Origin of the sequence: Streptococcus suis, from assembly GCF_046032115.1 — a bacterium.
In the GTDB taxonomy this organism is placed as follows: domain Bacteria; phylum Bacillota; class Bacilli; order Lactobacillales; family Streptococcaceae; genus Streptococcus; species Streptococcus suis_AJ.
Map to the genome: position 1 here is coordinate 1 of NZ_JARQOZ010000042.1, position 15,978 is coordinate 15,978.

The 15,978-nt window shown below is 38.1% G+C and carries 13 protein-coding genes and 1 pseudogene; 2 read left to right on the forward strand and 12 right to left on the reverse strand.

The window, feature by feature from the left end; translation table 11 throughout:
- Window positions 1-308 precede the first annotated feature (308 nt).
- The 3 genes from P7J36_RS10145 to P7J36_RS10155 all read right to left on the reverse strand — a co-directional run bounded on the left by P7J36_RS10145 (window position 309) and on the right by P7J36_RS10155 (window position 3,053).
- On the reverse strand, window positions 309-659 hold the full coding sequence (locus P7J36_RS10145; RefSeq protein ID WP_398582128.1) for a hypothetical protein: 351 nt from the start codon (window positions 657-659) through the stop codon (window positions 309-311).
- A gap of 81 nt (window positions 660-740) precedes the next feature.
- On the reverse strand, window positions 741-2,054 hold the full coding sequence (locus P7J36_RS10150; protein WP_222358109.1) for a glycosyltransferase family 4 protein: 1,314 nt from the start codon (window positions 2,052-2,054) through the stop codon (window positions 741-743).
- Complete coding sequence (locus P7J36_RS10155) at window positions 2,055-3,053, reverse strand: LTA glycolipid anchor biosynthesis glycosyltransferase, IagA/BgsA family (RefSeq protein ID WP_024383885.1); 999 nt, start codon at window positions 3,051-3,053, stop codon at window positions 2,055-2,057.
- A gap of 121 nt (window positions 3,054-3,174) precedes the next feature.
- Between P7J36_RS10155 and P7J36_RS10160 the strand changes: the two are divergent.
- A pseudogene (locus P7J36_RS10160) lies at window positions 3,175-3,273 on the forward strand (LPXTG cell wall anchor domain-containing protein); the annotation flags it as partial.
- Between the two features lie 409 nt (window positions 3,274-3,682).
- Here P7J36_RS10160 and ccpA read toward each other — a convergent pair.
- On the reverse strand, window positions 3,683-4,687 hold the full coding sequence (gene ccpA / locus P7J36_RS10165; protein WP_002935813.1) for a catabolite control protein A: 1,005 nt from the start codon (window positions 4,685-4,687) through the stop codon (window positions 3,683-3,685).
- A gap of 208 nt (window positions 4,688-4,895) precedes the next feature.
- Between ccpA and P7J36_RS10170 the strand changes: the two genes are divergently transcribed.
- The gene (locus P7J36_RS10170) at window positions 4,896-5,975 is read left to right on the forward strand and encodes a M24 family metallopeptidase (protein ID WP_408552025.1); all 1,080 of its coding nucleotides are present in this window, start codon (window positions 4,896-4,898) and stop codon (window positions 5,973-5,975) included.
- Between the two features lie 255 nt (window positions 5,976-6,230).
- Here P7J36_RS10170 and P7J36_RS10175 read toward each other — a convergent pair whose 3' ends face one another.
- Genes P7J36_RS10175 through xylA form a run of 8 tightly spaced genes read right to left on the reverse strand, consistent with a single transcriptional unit; the run spans window position 6,231 to window position 15,770 of the window.
- Entirely contained in the window at window positions 6,231-6,647 is a 417-nt protein-coding gene (locus P7J36_RS10175; protein ID WP_024382209.1) for a PTS sugar transporter subunit IIA, read from the reverse strand.
- Between the two features lie 12 nt (window positions 6,648-6,659).
- On the reverse strand, window positions 6,660-7,478 hold the full coding sequence (locus P7J36_RS10180) for a PTS system mannose/fructose/sorbose family transporter subunit IID (RefSeq protein ID WP_408552024.1): 819 nt from the start codon (window positions 7,476-7,478) through the stop codon (window positions 6,660-6,662).
- The gene (locus P7J36_RS10185; protein ID WP_029173686.1) at window positions 7,471-8,256 is read right to left on the reverse strand and encodes a PTS mannose/fructose/sorbose/N-acetylgalactosamine transporter subunit IIC; all 786 of its coding nucleotides are present in this window, start codon (window positions 8,254-8,256) and stop codon (window positions 7,471-7,473) included. Before P7J36_RS10185 ends, P7J36_RS10180 begins: the two co-directional genes overlap by 8 nt.
- A 15-nt stretch (window positions 8,257-8,271) precedes the next feature.
- The gene (locus P7J36_RS10190) at window positions 8,272-8,751 is read right to left on the reverse strand and encodes a PTS sugar transporter subunit IIB (RefSeq protein ID WP_322117602.1); all 480 of its coding nucleotides are present in this window, start codon (window positions 8,749-8,751) and stop codon (window positions 8,272-8,274) included.
- 1 nt (window position 8,752) lies between these two features.
- Window positions 8,753-10,828, reverse strand: a complete 2,076-nt coding sequence (locus tag P7J36_RS10195) for a glycoside hydrolase family 31 protein (protein WP_014636436.1) — start codon at window positions 10,826-10,828, stop codon at window positions 8,753-8,755.
- A 28-nt stretch (window positions 10,829-10,856) separates the two neighbouring features.
- Window positions 10,857-12,914, reverse strand: a complete 2,058-nt coding sequence (locus P7J36_RS10200) for a glycoside hydrolase family 31 protein (protein ID WP_043026545.1) — start codon at window positions 12,912-12,914, stop codon at window positions 10,857-10,859.
- 23 nt (window positions 12,915-12,937) lie between these two features.
- On the reverse strand, window positions 12,938-14,413 hold the full coding sequence (gene xylB, locus P7J36_RS10205; RefSeq protein ID WP_257110682.1) for a xylulokinase: 1,476 nt from the start codon (window positions 14,411-14,413) through the stop codon (window positions 12,938-12,940).
- A gap of 49 nt (window positions 14,414-14,462) precedes the next feature.
- Window positions 14,463-15,770: a xylose isomerase gene (gene xylA, locus P7J36_RS10210; RefSeq protein WP_024382207.1), complete on the reverse strand. Its 1,308-nt coding sequence runs from the start codon at window positions 15,768-15,770 to the stop codon at window positions 14,463-14,465.
- Window positions 15,771-15,978 lie beyond the last annotated feature (208 nt).

Here is a 15,978-nt window from a genome sequence, read left to right on the forward strand (position 1 = left end):
AAAGTGGCTGAGTTATTGAGGAGATGTCAATCGGTTGAGTATTCTTTGGAATACTATTTTAAAACTAAATGACTATATACTAGAATCTAAGGAATGTTGCAACACAGATGGTCGCAAAATCACACAATCTAGACAGAAAGAAAATGCATGTTTGTCTTTTTTCAGTTACATGCATTTTTCAAAATATTTTTACAAAAATGACAACCAAACAGGCATAGTAGCTCGCTTTCGAAGATAGAATACATTCGAAATTCGAAAGAGAAGTGAGGTTCTAAAATGAAGGTAGGCTTTCTAAAAACAGGAGTTCTTCATGCCTTTACCCTATTTTTTCTGTGGCATAGCAGAGCGCCAAAGAGCATACCTACTACTGCACTTAGGCTATAGATGACCTGATAGAGCCATATCCACTCTCCAAAACTAAAAATCGTAAGAGGAAAGAGGAGAATAGCTAAGGCAGGAACCCTTATTGAAAGTCCACGACCATAACCATCAACCAAACCTAAACTAAATAATCCTAGTGGAGTATAAAAAAGAATGCTATTCACAATCAAGGTCTTAGCAAGATAAGGGTCCAAAAAAGAAGCAAGACCATAGACACCGACGTAAAAGAATAAGACAATCACAGCTTGGACCAAGCCTATTTTCATCTTTTTATCCATAAGAAACCTCCTGTTGACTAGCAAATGGAAGATGGAACTACTGAGGTAATCTCTTCACTCATCCTAAGAACCTGTACCCAATCAGTCAAAAAAATTCCGAATTGATTTTACTTGTTCGACTGATTTTTTCAATATTTTTGCTGTTGTGTCTGTTGATTTAACTACTACTTTTTGCGGTAGGTAAATAGCCTCTTTGATCAAAGCTTCTGCTACGCTATCTTGATTAGTATGTTCTTTTCTAAAATCATACGAAATCTTCAAATCTAGATAATATTCAAAAACCTTGCGTCCAAAATTCGTAGAAGAAATCTCATAGAGCTTCTTATCAAGCACATACGGATTCATTGGTGGCGTAGCAACAATCGCCTCAACGACGGCATCTGCCAACTCCTGTTCTCGAATGAAGAGTGTCCCAAACATCTTATCTGTTATAACGTTTTTTAAGTAGGGATTGCTATGTGCCAAAATAGGAGTTCCAGAAGCTAAGCTTTCTAAGAAAGTTAGTCCCTGTGTTTCACTGGTCGAAGCAGAAATAAAGAAATCCGCAGCTTTATAATAAAGTGCTGTATCACTTGGAGCAATCATTCCCGTCAACTGGACGTGTTCATCTAGATTAAGCTCCGCTATCATTTCCTGAAGATCATCTGTATAAGGTCCACCTCCGACAATGACCAACTTCACCTTTGGATTTTCCAGCAAAATTTTTGGCATTGCCTGAACGATTGCTTGGATATTCTTCTCGTGAGAAATCCTAGACAGACTTAACAACATCGTTTCATCACTAGCAATTCCTAGCTGTTCCCGCAACTCATCTGTTTCATCCTTGCCAATTTCTGGTCTATCAAACTTTGCCAAGTCAATTCCTGTCGGAATTACTCGTTTAGAAATCGGAACATTGTAACTCATTAAAAGATCTTCAACAATCTCACTAGGACAAATTACCCCATCCAAATCTTTTAAAAATGCCCGTACTAAATATTTAACCATCCCGGGACGAATAATCCTCCCCTTGGCAATATAGTGTACGTAGTCTTCATACTGGGTGTGATAAGTATGTACCACCGGAATATCAAGTTCCTTGGCAATCATTTTCCCCAAAATCCCCAAAGAAAATTCTGTATGAGTATGAATAATATCTAGTTTATAGCGACTTGCAATTTTTAAGGCATCTGTAAAACCTGCGTAGGCCACTCGACGATCTTTAAAGGCAAAAAAAGGTATGCTAGGAATTCGGATAATGTCCCAATCTTCGTAGCGATTCACATCCTCATCTGTCGTCGTAAAAATAAATACTGTATGTCCCAATTTCTCCAACTCTGTCTTAAGAGTCCGAATCGAAGTCGCGACTCCTGAAACCTGTGGAAAATAGGTATCCGTAAACAATCCAATCCGCATTTACATCTCCAATACTTGTCGATAGGCATCCACCAATTGGTGGGAAACATTGTCAATCGAGCGACTAACCGCAACCTGGTAGCCCGCCTCACGTTTATCAACCTGCTTGTCTAAGATTTTCTGAATAGAATCAACAAAATCATCCACTGTATGTCCCAATTCGGCAACGTTTTCGTCAATCCAACCATCGTAAACTGGAATATCCCTTAAAACAACGTGCTGATGACTTGCTAAGGCCTCTAGAACCACAATTCCTTCTGTTTCTTCATACGATGGAAAAAAGAAGGCATCCGCTCCGCTCATTGCACCTTGAAAAACAGCACCTTTAAAATAACCTGGAAACTCGACATTCGCTGGATGATCTCCCTCAACAATTTTTCTAATATATGACGGAATCAGCCATTTATTGATTGAACCGAGCCAAATGAAGCGGACATGTGGCATCTTTTCGGCTACCTTGACAAAGTCTTCAATTCCTTTACGTCGGAAGTAGAGCCCTGCACAGACAACAACTGGCTGACCTTCTTCAATTTTAAAATACTCTCGAAAGATCGCTTCCTTACGTTCATCCTTCTTATATTTATCTAAATCAATACCATTCGAAACGGCTATAATCGGCGTTGTCACACCGTAAGACTGGATAAGTTTTTTTGAATACTCTGAAGGAGTGATGACAAAGTCTGCCTTTTGGTACATGCTTGCTAGATATTTCCCTACAAAAGGAGCTAGGGTATTCGAACCAATAAAGGAATTTTGAAAATCTTCCTTCGTGGAATGTCCATGCATGATTACCTTTTTTCCACTCCGTTTGGCTGCATGTAGCAATAACCAGGAGCGTGGACCATAGGTATTGATATGAATGACATCATAATCTCCCAGCAGGTCTGTTGTATAAGGAATGCCTGCCATATCTAGCGCTTCCATCTGGTGTTGAAGTGCCCGGCCAATTCCTGATTTCTCTAAAACAGTTTTACCTTCTAAATACAATAGTACTTTCATAATACCATTATAGCCCTTTTTTACATTTTTTGATATTTTAAACTGTATTCTACACGAATTTTGTATCAATTAAAGCCAATACTAAAGAAGATAATCCTAAATATATGATTACATAAAAAACATACCAGTAACTGGTGAGAAAGGAAGTTTATGGTTATTGACAAGTGGTATTATCGGGCTTGCAATTACATTGTTTACACGTAAACGTAAATTACAATAATCACCTAACTGACACAGTTCTAAAGGATGAGAACAAGCCCAGTACTGCTTCTCTAGATTCGCACCAACATCTCGCACAACTTACAGAGTGTGACAAACTTAAAATCAACCACAAAGCCCTCGCTAAGCTTATACATCTAGCGAGGGCTTTATATTTATTTTTTATAATCTTTTAGTTTTCGGTTAGTATAGCCATTTCGTTTGCTTTTAGTACTCGATTCAAAGGTTCGGGGAACCTTTGAAGGCTGGAGATAAGTCGAAGCACAATAGCTACAGGTTGCTAGAACAGCCTAAAGGCTGTTCTAAGTTGGAAATGTCTCCTCGCTCGTCGAAGTAACCAAATGATTATAATGTTTGATAGAGTGAGGGGCGGAGTAATAAGATATCTTATCCGGCTACTCCCATATTTATTACTTAGTTGATTTCCGTACTTTGATTCCGTGGTTAAGAACTACCTCACGGTTTTCCAACTCTTCCTTGTGCATGATTTTGGTAAGCATGCGCATAGCAATTGCACCAATATCGTATAGTGGCTGATTGATAGAGGTCAGGTTTGGACGGGTAAACTTGGTCACTAGGGAATCATCACTTGTAATGATTTCAAAGTCTTCTGGAACCTTGACGCCCATATCACTGACACCATTCAATAGACCAGCAGCAATCTCATCTTCTGCAACATAAGCTGCAGTTGCTCCGGCATTCAAAATACGTTCTGCTAGAGCGTAGCCCTCCTCGTATTTATACTTGGATTCAAAAACCAATCCTTCGTTAAACTCGATTCCATTGTCCTTCAAGCCTTGTTTGTAGCCTGCAAAACGAACTTTACCGTTGATGTCATCTACAAGTGGCCCTGATACAAAGGCAATTTTCTTGTTGTTCTTAGCTAATAGATTGACTGCATCAACACTAGCAGCAGCATAGTCAATATTGACGCTAGGTAATTGGTGCTCCAAGTCCACGGTACCAGCTAAAACAATCGGGGTACGTGAGCGTGAAAACTCCGCACGAATCTTGTCTGTCAAATGATAGCCCATGAAAATGATTCCGTCCACCTGTTTTGAGAATAGGGTATTTACCACATTGATTTCTTTCTCATCATTTTCATCACTGTTTGCTAGGACGATATTGTATTTGTACATATCGGCAATATCATCGATACCTTTGGCCAAGGTTGCAAAATAAGCGTTAGCAATATTTGGAATCACAACCCCCACAGTGGTAGTCTTCTTGCTGGCCAAGCCACGCGCAACAGCATTTGGACGATAATCCAAACGGTCGATGACTTCTAATACTTTTTTACGAGTATTTTCCTTTACGTTTTTATTCCCATTTACCACGCGCGATACTGTCGCCATGGATACACCTGCTTCACGGGCGACATCGTAAATCGTAACCGTATCATCAGTGTTTAACATAACTTTTGTACTCCCTTTCAATATTCTATTTCTATGAAAATTACGCTTTCACTCAACAATAGTGTATCACTTTTTGAAACCACTTTCAAGAGAAAAAACCTATTTTTTTGATAATACTTGCAATTTTTTTCATTTTTTGGAACAATAGTCTATATAATAAACGAAATTTTCACTTTTTTTACCACTACATGCTAGAAAGGGCTCCACTATGTCAAAATTACATCATGTTAAATCCTACTTAGAAGCCAACAAAATGGACTTGGCAATCTTCTCTGATCCAGTTAGCATCTATTATCTGACTGGCTATCATAGTGATCCTCATGAACGCCACATGATGCTCTTTGTTATGCCTGACCACGACTCACTACTCTTTCTCCCTGCCTTGGATGTAGAGCGTGCGGTTGCGACTGTTGATTTTCCTGTAGCCGGCTATATGGACTCAGAAAATCCATGGCAGATTATCAAGAGCAAATTACCACAAAAATCTTTCTCAGCAATCGGTGCTGAATTTGATAATTTGAATTTAACCCGCTACCATGGTCTTCAGTCTATCTTTAGCCAACCATTTTCAGACATTACGCCTCTGATTAATACTATGAAATTGATCAAGTCTCGTGATGAAATTGAAAAAATGCTGGTTGCTGGAGAGTTTGCAGATAAGGCTATGCAGGTTGGTTTTAACAATATCTCCCTCAACGTAACTGAAACTGATATTATTGCTCAGATTGAATTTGAGATGAAAAAACAGGGCATTTCAAAGATGAGTTTTGATACCATGGTCTTGACAGGTAACAATGCTGCAAATCCACACGGTATTCCCTCAACAAACAAAATCGAGAATAACGCTCTGCTATTGTTCGACCTAGGCGTGGAAACTTTGGGTTATACGTCTGATATGACACGGACTGTCGCTGTCGGCAAGCCAGACCAGTTTAAAAAAGATATTTACAACTTGACTCTGGAGGCTCACATGGCAGCGGTCAATATGATCAAGCCTGGAGTGACTGCTGGCGAGATTGACTATGCCGCTCGCTCTGTGATTGAAAAAGCAGGTTATGGCGAGTACTTCAACCACCGACTCGGTCACGGTTTGGGAATGAGTGTCCATGAATTCCCATCGATTATGGAAGGCAATGATTTGGTCATCGAAGAAGGTATGTGTTTCTCTGTCGAGCCAGGTATTTACATCCCTGGAAAAGTTGGTGTACGCATTGAAGACTGTGGCTATGTGACTAAAAACGGCTTCGAAGTCTTTACCCAGACGCCGAAAGAACTCTTGTATTTTTAAAGTGAGTCATATATTCTTTTTTTCATAACTTCGTTATCTTACTTTACTAAGTTCCTGAAATGACCGAAATTTTTGATTCAATACAGTATTCTCCTTCCAAAACCTTTAAAGAACTTTTTAAAATTGCGCTAGTTGTAGAGACTAAAAAAGTCGATACCAAAAAACCTCCTAACAATTTTAGGAGGTTTTTAACATTTGTAGGTCTAAGCAACAAAGAACTGAAATAGATGAGAAGTAAAATTGATATCATTAATGTTACTCATCTGTTTCTATCTCAAAATTTCGTAGGACATCATTAACAACAAGTAACTGCTCTTGAGCTTCACTGACTAATGTTCGTATTTTAGGTAAGTCTAGTTCAGTATGCATCGCCTCCAAAATAATGCTCATTACCAAGGGTAAATTTATTCCTGAAACTATTAGTGTATTTGGCCTTGAAATATAGCGACAAAAGCTTTGATTAACTGATCCAGCAGCAATATCTGTAAGTACGATAAGTTTATCCTCATCCTTCAAATTTTGATAGATATCATCTACTTGTTCTTGTATAGAATTAGTCTCAATATAAGCGGAGAGAATTATTATTTCAGGCATCTCTGGGATAAGATAATTCAATGTTCTATAATAACCTTCTGCCAATCTTTCGTGAGTCGCAATAACAATTTTTTGCATATGTCTCCTTTGCTATGGTTGAATACCTAAAATTCCCAAATATGCGCCAATTAAAGAAAGAACAAGAAGAATAATTATTAGATGTAAGAACCCTAATTTCTTTTTCTCCATCAACCAGTAAACCAAAAGAGTTAGTAAAATTGGTAATAACCCAGGAACAATACGATCAAAAATTTCTGATTGTAAACCTATTGAAACATCTTTAAAATGAAATTCTATTGGCGTGTAAAGTTTGACAGCAGTAGCAACCATACTTCCCACTACCGTTAGACTTATAATTGAGGCAGATTCCGTGAATAGATTCAACTGGCTTGCTAAATCTGTAACCAGACGTACACCTGATTTATAACCTAAGTCATATAATTTAATTCGGAATAAGACTAAAAGAAGGTTTAATGAAATCCAAATAATTGCTCCAAGAGGGTTCCCTTCTAATGCCATGTAGCCACCGATTGACCCCATAATCGTTGGAAATAGGACCCACAATATAGAGTCTCCAATCCCCGCCAACGGTCCCATTAAAGAAGTTTTTACCGATCTAACTGCATCTAGGGACTCAATACCTCCATGTTCTTGAATTGCAACATCAGCACCTAAAACTGCAGGAGCCATATATGGAGTAGTATTGAAATATTCAAATTCGACCTCCATTGCTTTTTTGTAATCATCATCATTGGGATACAGTTTCCTCAAAATATTAGCGATTGCCCAAGCATAACCAGCACCCTGCAATGTACCAAAGTTTACTGTATTACTTCCAATAAATGTCCATCTTAGTGCAGTTCGTAAATGATCTTTTCTAGTTAATTTGGTATCTATTTTCTTATTCATCGAAAAGTCCCCCTTCGTCAAATTTAGCCTCCGACGTTAAATGTGATGATAGCTTCTTCTCATTCATGTAATAAATAGATGCCATCGCAAGACCAATCATAGATATCGCTAAAATCGGAAGTCCGACATATCCGCTAAAAACAAAACCAATTAGTACCGCCCAAAAGAATTTTTTTAGTGGCATATATCTCATCAACATTACTACCCCAATAACTGGAAGCATTCCTCCTGCAACATTTAAACCAGTAGTAATCCAAGCTGGTACTGAGTCAACAATTCCACTAATCAATTTCGGACCAAAAGCTACCAAAATGACCATAGGAATAATAGCTTGCAGAGCAACCATCAAAATACTAATCCAGTTTACCAATTTCATTGATGTAAACTTTCCTTCAAGCATGAAACTCTTAGATTTATTTGCTACAAAAGAATTCAATGTGTGGGTAAGAACATCAAGGTTGAGCGCTAAAATACCTACTGGTAGTCCAATTACTACTGCTGTCCCTAGTTCAACATTGGTTCTAGCATGAAGAAAAATAGATACCACTGTTGCTAGTGCATAGTCTGGAACAGATGACCCTCCCAAAGCTGCAACCCCTAAACTCATTAATTGAAAAGTTCCAGCAATAGTCATAGCAGCAGGAACATCTCCCATTATGATGCCTGCAAACAAACCAACCGTTATCGGCCAGTGATTGATAATAGTTGCTCCTCTATTGTCAATTAAGGCGTATGCCGGTAGAAGAATTATTAAAACATTTTGTATTATTTCTGCCATAGTTATTCTCCATAATTATTTTTTTACATATTTATCAAAAGCTTCTTCTTTGTCAGTAGGAGTGAGCTGGAATATTATAGGTATACCTTCTAAAGAAAGTGCCTGTAACTCTAACTGTTCTTGCGGGTTCAAGGAAACACTCTTTGTAAACCTTTCTCTATCTTCTCTCTCAAAGATAATTCCTAACTGAATTTTTGGAAGGAAAACACCTCTCTCAACTAGCTTAACGATTACTGATATGTCTCGTACAACAACTAAAACGTTATGATCTTCGTATTTCCCTGCTAAAATGTTTTGAACTGCTGTTTCTACACTAATAATAGACATCCCTGTTCCAGCTGGTTTACTCATACGCATTATAGCTTTTTGATTCTCGTCCTGACTAATCTGATCGTCTATGACCATTATACGCTTAGCATTAACACTTTTAGTAACCTGAGTGACTACAATACCATGAACTAATCGCTGATCAACTCTAACTAAAACAATTCCCATTCTATCCTCCTATTTTTGAAATTTTATCTTCAATGCCCATTAGAAAAGAACTAGTACTTTTTCTAAAAACTGGTATATTTTCAAGCGATACACCTATGTCATACCACATTCCTCCTATAAATATTTCTTTAGTGAATAAGTGAACCCATTCGTATCCTCGAGGTAAATAGACTCTCAGAAATTTGCAGTTTTCGTCAGTAACTGGGCAAACTAGTAAATCCGAACCAAACATATAAAAATCAGATATCTCCCAACTTCCTGGCTCACTAGGAAACTCTAAAAATAGTGGTCGCATCAAAGGGAGACCTGTCAAATGACATTCTGTATAGATAACAGTTAAATATGGTAGTAATATTTCCCTAATATGAAGGAATTTTGTTAAAATTTGTTCAACTTTTTCTCCAAAGGACCAGATTTCATTTGATGCCCCACTCGTTCTAATCCCTCCACCAGATTTCCCGATTGATGGGGTGTGGGGTTGCCTATCTCCATGCATTCGTAAAATTGGAGTAAATGTCGCAAATTGAAACCATCTGATTAATAGTTCTCTAAAATAGTTCGCATCATTTTTATACTCATGGAATCCTCCGATATCTGTTGTCCACCAACTTTGTCCACAGATTCCCATAGATAAACCAATTCTTATTTGTTCTCTTAATGATTCAAATGATCCTTCTATATCACCGGACCATGCCAAGGCTCCTTGTTCTTGACTTCCAAACCAAACATTCCTAATCAATGTTGGAAATATTATCTTTTTATCATTAATTATATATTTAGGAATGGCCTCCAAATACCATAAAGAATAACGATTAGCACAACTTGCAAAGTTAATGCCTGATATACTATATCGATTATGGTGATAGCTATCTAACTCGGGTTCCGCTTGATCTGCCCAAAATAATTGTATACCTTTCCTCCTATAATTTTTTAATAATAGGTATTTCAGGATTATTCTCATCCACGATCTGGATAAATCTAAAAGATATGACCCGTTAAATAAGGCGACTGATTTCTTTGTCCGAGTATTATTTTGTATTAACAGGTTCTCACTATTAAACCACTTGAAGTGCCGTGACTCTTTACTTACTGTTGGCCAAACAGATATCATTAATTCGACTCCAGCCTCTCTACAATTTGTAGCAAGCCTCTCAATGCCTCTCCAGTAAGTCTGATCAAAACAGTAGTCACCTTCTTCTGTCCAGTGAAAATAGTCGATAACAATGACTGATAGTGGTAAGTTTCTAAACTTATATCCAGTAAATACCTCATTGACTTCTTGAGTAGTTTGATAACGTAATTTACTCTGCCACAATCCTAGAAAACGTTGATCCATCATGGGAGCTCTTCCAGTGAAACTGGTCAGGGTCTGTAGTACACCCTTGGGGCTGTCTGAACAAAATATTGTATAGTGAATTTCTTTCGTTTCTTGAGATTCCCAAGTATACCTGTTATTTCCTAAGGTCACTCTACCAATTGCTGAAGAATGCCAAATAAATCCATAGCCTTTATCTGAAATATAGAATGGTAGTGCATTTTGAGAATTTCTTTGAGCTAATTCATAGTCTCCTCCATTTTTATTCCATAGAGAATCTTGATAAGCACCTAAGCCTATTATTTTTTCACTAGGATCTGCTTCAAATCTTGCATAAGCATGGTAGTTCTCTTCTGATAAGGAAATAAATTCCCTAGGTAATATATTCAGAGCAGAGCTACGTTGCTCCTGAATATTAACGTTACCATATTCTTCCCCAATCATTCGCCTTACTGGAGAGAGTTTACGTAAATACTCCTCTAATAATCTTTTTTCGCCATCATAAAAGGTTAAATGCCAGCCATCAAATTCAACCTGTATTTGCCCATTTTTTGAATGTAGTATTCCATTCTGAAAAAAATGCTCTATGTAGGGGGGGACACTTAATCGTTCTAAAGATTTTTCCCGTGTAAGCGCAACATTGATTGGGGAGCATGAGACATAAATAAGATTAGTTTCATAGAAAAGAACCCTGAGTTGAAGATTTTCATCTGAATACTCCCAACCTCCGTCAATAAAATGTATATCTTCCATACCGACCATTTATACATCCCCACTAGTTATAAAAGTCTTATATTGAGCCTAAATATGTAGAAATTTCTCTCCACTTATTTTTTACAATAAATACTGGAATCTCATCAAGAGGAGCTTGAATTAGGTAAGAACTACCGCCTTGATACTCCTTTTCACTAAACAGATGCACCCACTCTCTATCATCAGGTAAATAAACTATCCTTTCTCTGAGTTGATAGTCTACAATAGGGGCTACTAAAATAGAGTCTCCCAACATATAAGTGTTATCCACATCCCATGCCATTGAATCATTTGGATATTCAAAAAATAAGGATCTCATAACCGGGTAACCAAAATCATGAGCTTCTTTCATTAGATGATAAAGATATTCCTTCAACCCATCGCGTATACGGATGAATCGCATCATTATGTTTTCCACCTCACTACCAAACGACCAAATTTCATTAGGTGCTCCTGTAGGCATTTTCCCTCCACCTTCATTAGAAAGAGATTTTGAATGTGGTAAGCGATCTCCATGCATTCTCAAAATCGGTGAAAAGGTAGAATATTGAAACCATCTAATCATCAACTCTCTGAATTCTGGATCGTCAGCATTTCCTCCATGAAACCCTCCGATATCTGTTGTCCACCATGGCAAACCAGCCATTCCAACATTTAATCCTGTATTGACCTGATTTCTTAAAGACTCAAAACTAGAGTCAATATCACCTGACCAAGGTAAAGCACCGTATTTTTGTGCTCCAGCCCAAGCCCCCCTAACTAGAATAACTTCTGAATCTTGTTGACTATTGCCATCAAAAATCATTTTCAAGTAACCAATAGGATAGAGATTCCCACATTGAAGAACTGGACCTTTTTGGTATCGATAATTATCAAAATCATAGACTGCATAACCTGGTTCAGCTACATCAATCCAGTAATAGTTAATGCCATTTTTCTTATAATTTGCTTCTATCTGTTGCCAAACATATTGACAAGCCTCTCGGTTAGTTGTATCAATAAAAGTAGTCTGCCCTTGAATATTCATCGAAAAGCGAATTCCCTTATTAATACCAATAAGATATCCATTCTGCTGATAGGTCTGAAAATTATTGGCATCCGATTGCACAGTTGGCCAGATTGAAATAATAGGTTCCACATTATAATGATTTTTTATTTCGCTAATAAGTTCTTTGACATTCGGCCAAAATTTTTCATCAAATCGATACTCTCCTTGCTTTGGCCAATGAAAGTAATCAATTGCAATTGTGGATAATTGAATGTTTCTCCGACGATAACCTTCTAAAACATCCAACACTTCTTGGGGAGTTCTGTATCTCAACTTACTTTGCCAAAGACCAAGTAAGCGTTTCGGCATCAAAGGGGCAAAACCTGTAACCAAACAATACTGATTTAATATTTCTTTAGGAGTATCGCCTACCGTAATCCAATAATCAATATAAGTAGTAGCCCGCATAGACCATTCTGTCAAATTTTTGGCAAATGTAACACTACCTATACCCGGATTATTCCATAAGAAACCATAGCCTAGACTAGATAGATAAAATGGAGTTGAAAATTGAGAATTACGCTGTGCTAATTCAAGAACCGTGTTTTTTAAATCGAGAAATTCGTGCTGATACTGTCCCATACCAAAAATTTTTTCATTGGGGTTCGACTCAAATCTTGCTTTTACCGCAAAATCCGAGCCATGATTATTGGCCTGATATTCTCTCGATTTTAACTTTAAAGTAGAATTGAAATCCTTTGTGACACTAATAGTACTGATATCTTCACTACCATCATCATGTTTAACTGCACGTAAGCGAATAAATTCTTGTAATATTAATGCTCCTTTTTCATTAAAAAAACTGATTTTATTACGATGGTCAATAATAGCACTAATTTTCCCGTTTCTTATTTCTTGATTGCCATTTTCATGGATAATTACTTTACAGTGCAGATTCGGAACTGGTTCTGTCAAGGCATTAACATGTTCTTCAACTATACCTGTAGGAAATGCCCGTATGCGTAATGAATTATTTCCCCAAGCTTCAATTCGTAACAGTTCATCTTCCAATCTTTTTTCGATATATGTCATCTCACAGTTATTCATATACGATTTTTCCATAAAAACCCTCACTTAATATTTTTGACATTTGGGTAAATGGCTTTATAGTGCTGATAGATGGTTTCGTAGACAGCGACATTTTCTGGAATTGGCTGAATGGCGTCAGTGTATGCTACAAAGTGGTCTGCGCAGGATTCCATATTCTCAAACCATCCTAAACCAAGAGCTGCTAGCATCGCCGCACCTAAGCCTGGTCCTTGTTCAGCTTTTAAGGTTACAATTTCTGCATTAAAGACGTCTGCCTGTATCTGGAGCCAATCTTTATTTTTAGCACCACCACCGACAGAAACAATGCGGGTAAAAGTTTTTCCTGCCACTTCTGTCATAAGACTTTGAGCATCTTTCAAAGAAAATGTAATGCCTTCAAGTACACTCCTTGTAAAATGTGCTAATCTATGGCTGGTATCAATACCGATAAATGAGCCACGAATATGACTATCAACATGGGGCGTCCTCTCTCCAACAATATATGGTGTAAAGAGAAGGCCGTTAGACCCTGGAGAGATGGAACTGATAGTTGCTAACAAATCCGAAAAGCTCTGCTCTTTGGCAAAGGTATCACGGAACCAGTTGAGACTATGACCAGCAGCCAACGTCACACCCATGGAATAGTAACTACCACTCAAAGCATGGTTAAAAAAGTGGAGTTTTCCTTGATAGTCAAGTGTCTTATTTCCTTCATAAGAGAGGAAAACACCTGATGTCCCAATACTTGCCATACCGACTTGACTAGATAAAATTCCTGCTCCCACCGCTGCACAAGCATTGTCAGCACCACCCGCAAAGACCTGGACAGCATTTTCTAAACCATAACGTTCTTGAAGTTCCTTTCTAACGGTGCCAATTTGAACGGAAGAAGCGACAACTTTTGGTAAATAACTGATAGGAATACCAAACGTATCGGCAATTTCAGCAGACCATTCTCCATTTTCGATATCAAGCAAGAGAGTACCTGCGGCATCAGTAAAATCAGTATGATGGTTACCTGTCAAATAGTAGCCCAAATAATCTTTTGGTAGCATCAACTGACGCACCTGAGCCCAAATTTCGGGTTCCTTTTCCTGTACCCAAAGAATTTTTGGTAGGGTGAAACCTTCAAGCGCCCTATTTCGAGTAATCGCCAATAAGCGATTACCAAATTTTTCTTCAATTTGACGACACTGGGCACTTGTTCGTGTATCATTCCACAAGATAGCCGGTCGTAAAACATGGCCACGTCCATCTAAAAGGACTAGACTATGCATTTGGCCAGAAAAGCTAATACCTTCTAATTGAGAGGTAAAATCTGCTACCTTATCTGTCAACGCCTCAAAGACCTTATCACAAGCTAGAAGCCAATCTTTAGGATTCTGCTCACTAAATCCTGGTTGCAAATGCATCAAATCATACTCAGCAGAGGCAGACGCCACAAGCTCTCCTTCTTTGGTAACCAAAAGCCCCTTTAAAGAACTGGTTCCAAGATCAATACCTAAAACATAAGACATACGAACCTACTTTCTACAAGTGGGAAGGCATCTATCCCCCACACCCCCCTTATACTAAATAATCATTTAATTGCGATTTGACTAACTCTAAATGGCTGGATTCTAATTTTGGATTGTCGTGTTCCAAGGCATATGCAGTGAGACTTTCTAAGTCTTCCTTATCTGCAAGAATGCTGGCACCAATGCCTTCTTTATAGCTCGCATAGCGTTTTTCTTTCAAGTTCTCTAAGAAACGATCAGAGCGAATTTTGGCTGCCGCTTTCAAACCTCGCGCATAGGTATCCATACCAGCAATATGAGCTAAAAGAAGGTCTTCCATTTCAAAGGATGAACGACGGACCTTAGCATCAAAGTTGATGCCACCTGGTGCTAGACCTCCATTTGCCAAAATTTCAAGCATGGTAAAGGTGGTGTCGTAGATGTTTGTCGGGAACTCATCCGTATCCCAGCCCAGAAGCATATCGCCTTGGTTGGCGTCAATCGACCCAAGAGCATTAAAGTCACGCGCCACATTTAGCTCATGTTCAAAGGTGTGCCCTGCAAGGGTCGCGTGGTTAGCTTCTAGGTTCAACTTGAAATCTCCTTCAAGACCGTGTTTGAGAATGAAGGCCATGGTAGTCGCCGCATCAAAATCATACTGATGTTTTGACGGTTCTTTTGGTTTTGGCTCAATCAAGAACTGTGGCTTATGACCAATCTTTTCACCGTAGGCAATCGCCATTTTGAAGAGTCGGGCAATGTTTTCTTGCTCAAACTTCATGTCAGTATTGATCAAAGATTCGTACCCTTCACGTCCACCCCAGAAGACATAGTTTTCACCACCAAGTTTTTTAGAAATGTCCAACCCCTTCTTAACTTGAGCAGCTGCATAGGCAAAGACTTCTGCATTATTTGAGGAGGCTGCACCATTGTTGAAACGAGGGTGAGAAAACATATTTGCTGTATTCCAAAGAAGTTTTTTCCCCGTCTCTTCCATTTTTGCTTTAATATGGTCTGTAATTTCATCAAGGTTAGAAAAGAATTCTTCTAAAGAATCCCCCGCCGGAGCAATATCAATATCATGGAAACAGAAATAATCCACTCCAAGTTTTTCAAGAATTTCAAAAAACGCATCCACTCGATTGTGAGCTGTCTCCATAACAGTTTCCCCAAACCATGTGCGCTCGTTTGTTGGATAACCAAATGGATCTGAACCATCTTGTGTCATGGTATGCCAATAAGCAAGAGCAAACCGCAAATGCTCTTTCATTGTTTTACCTTCAATCACCTCGTCAGGATTGTAATGGCGAAAAGCAAAAGGATTTGTTGTTGCTGTACCTTCATATTTAATTGGTGATAAATGTGGGAAATATGACATAATATTCTCCTTATATGTATTGACTTTTGTTAGTTTTTTTGTTAAACTAACTTACACAGAGAGAATAACATATAAACACTTCTTTGTCAAGCGCTTTTAAATTTTTTTTATTATTTTTGGCTTATTCCCCTTTTTCGAAAGTTCTATAATGAAGTTAGCCACCTTACCTTAGTCAAAAATTAGATGTTTCACTATATGTGAGTAAGTT

What these genes read in the sequence shown, in the direction of transcription:
- P7J36_RS10195 (WP_014636436.1), bottom strand. Translation starts at nt 10,828, where the DNA reads ATGGTCGGTATGGAAGATATACATTTTATTGACGGAGGTTGGGAGTAT.
- xylA (WP_024382207.1), bottom strand. Translation starts at nt 15,770, where the DNA reads ATGTCATATTTCCCACATTTATCACCAATTAAATATGAAGGTACAGCA.
- P7J36_RS10185 (WP_029173686.1), bottom strand. Translation starts at nt 8,256, where the DNA reads ATGGCAGAAATAATACAAAATGTTTTAATAATTCTTCTACCGGCATAC.
- ccpA (WP_002935813.1), bottom strand. Translation starts at nt 4,687, where the DNA reads ATGTTAAACACTGATGATACGGTTACGATTTACGATGTCGCCCGTGAA.
- P7J36_RS10170 (WP_408552025.1), top strand. Translation starts at nt 4,896, where the DNA reads ATGTCAAAATTACATCATGTTAAATCCTACTTAGAAGCCAACAAAATG.
- P7J36_RS10175 (WP_024382209.1), bottom strand. Translation starts at nt 6,647, where the DNA reads ATGCAAAAAATTGTTATTGCGACTCACGAAAGATTGGCAGAAGGTTAT.
- P7J36_RS10155 (WP_024383885.1), bottom strand. Translation starts at nt 3,053, where the DNA reads ATGAAAGTACTATTGTATTTAGAAGGTAAAACTGTTTTAGAGAAATCA.
- P7J36_RS10200 (WP_043026545.1), bottom strand. Translation starts at nt 12,914, where the DNA reads ATGAATAACTGTGAGATGACATATATCGAAAAAAGATTGGAAGATGAA.
- P7J36_RS10190 (WP_322117602.1), bottom strand. Translation starts at nt 8,751, where the DNA reads ATGGGAATTGTTTTAGTTAGAGTTGATCAGCGATTAGTTCATGGTATT.
- P7J36_RS10145 (WP_398582128.1), bottom strand. Translation starts at nt 659, where the DNA reads ATGGATAAAAAGATGAAAATAGGCTTGGTCCAAGCTGTGATTGTCTTA.
- xylB (WP_257110682.1), bottom strand. Translation starts at nt 14,413, where the DNA reads ATGTCTTATGTTTTAGGTATTGATCTTGGAACCAGTTCTTTAAAGGGG.
- P7J36_RS10150 (WP_222358109.1), bottom strand. Translation starts at nt 2,054, where the DNA reads ATGCGGATTGGATTGTTTACGGATACCTATTTTCCACAGGTTTCAGGA.
- P7J36_RS10180 (WP_408552024.1), bottom strand. Translation starts at nt 7,478, where the DNA reads ATGAATAAGAAAATAGATACCAAATTAACTAGAAAAGATCATTTACGA.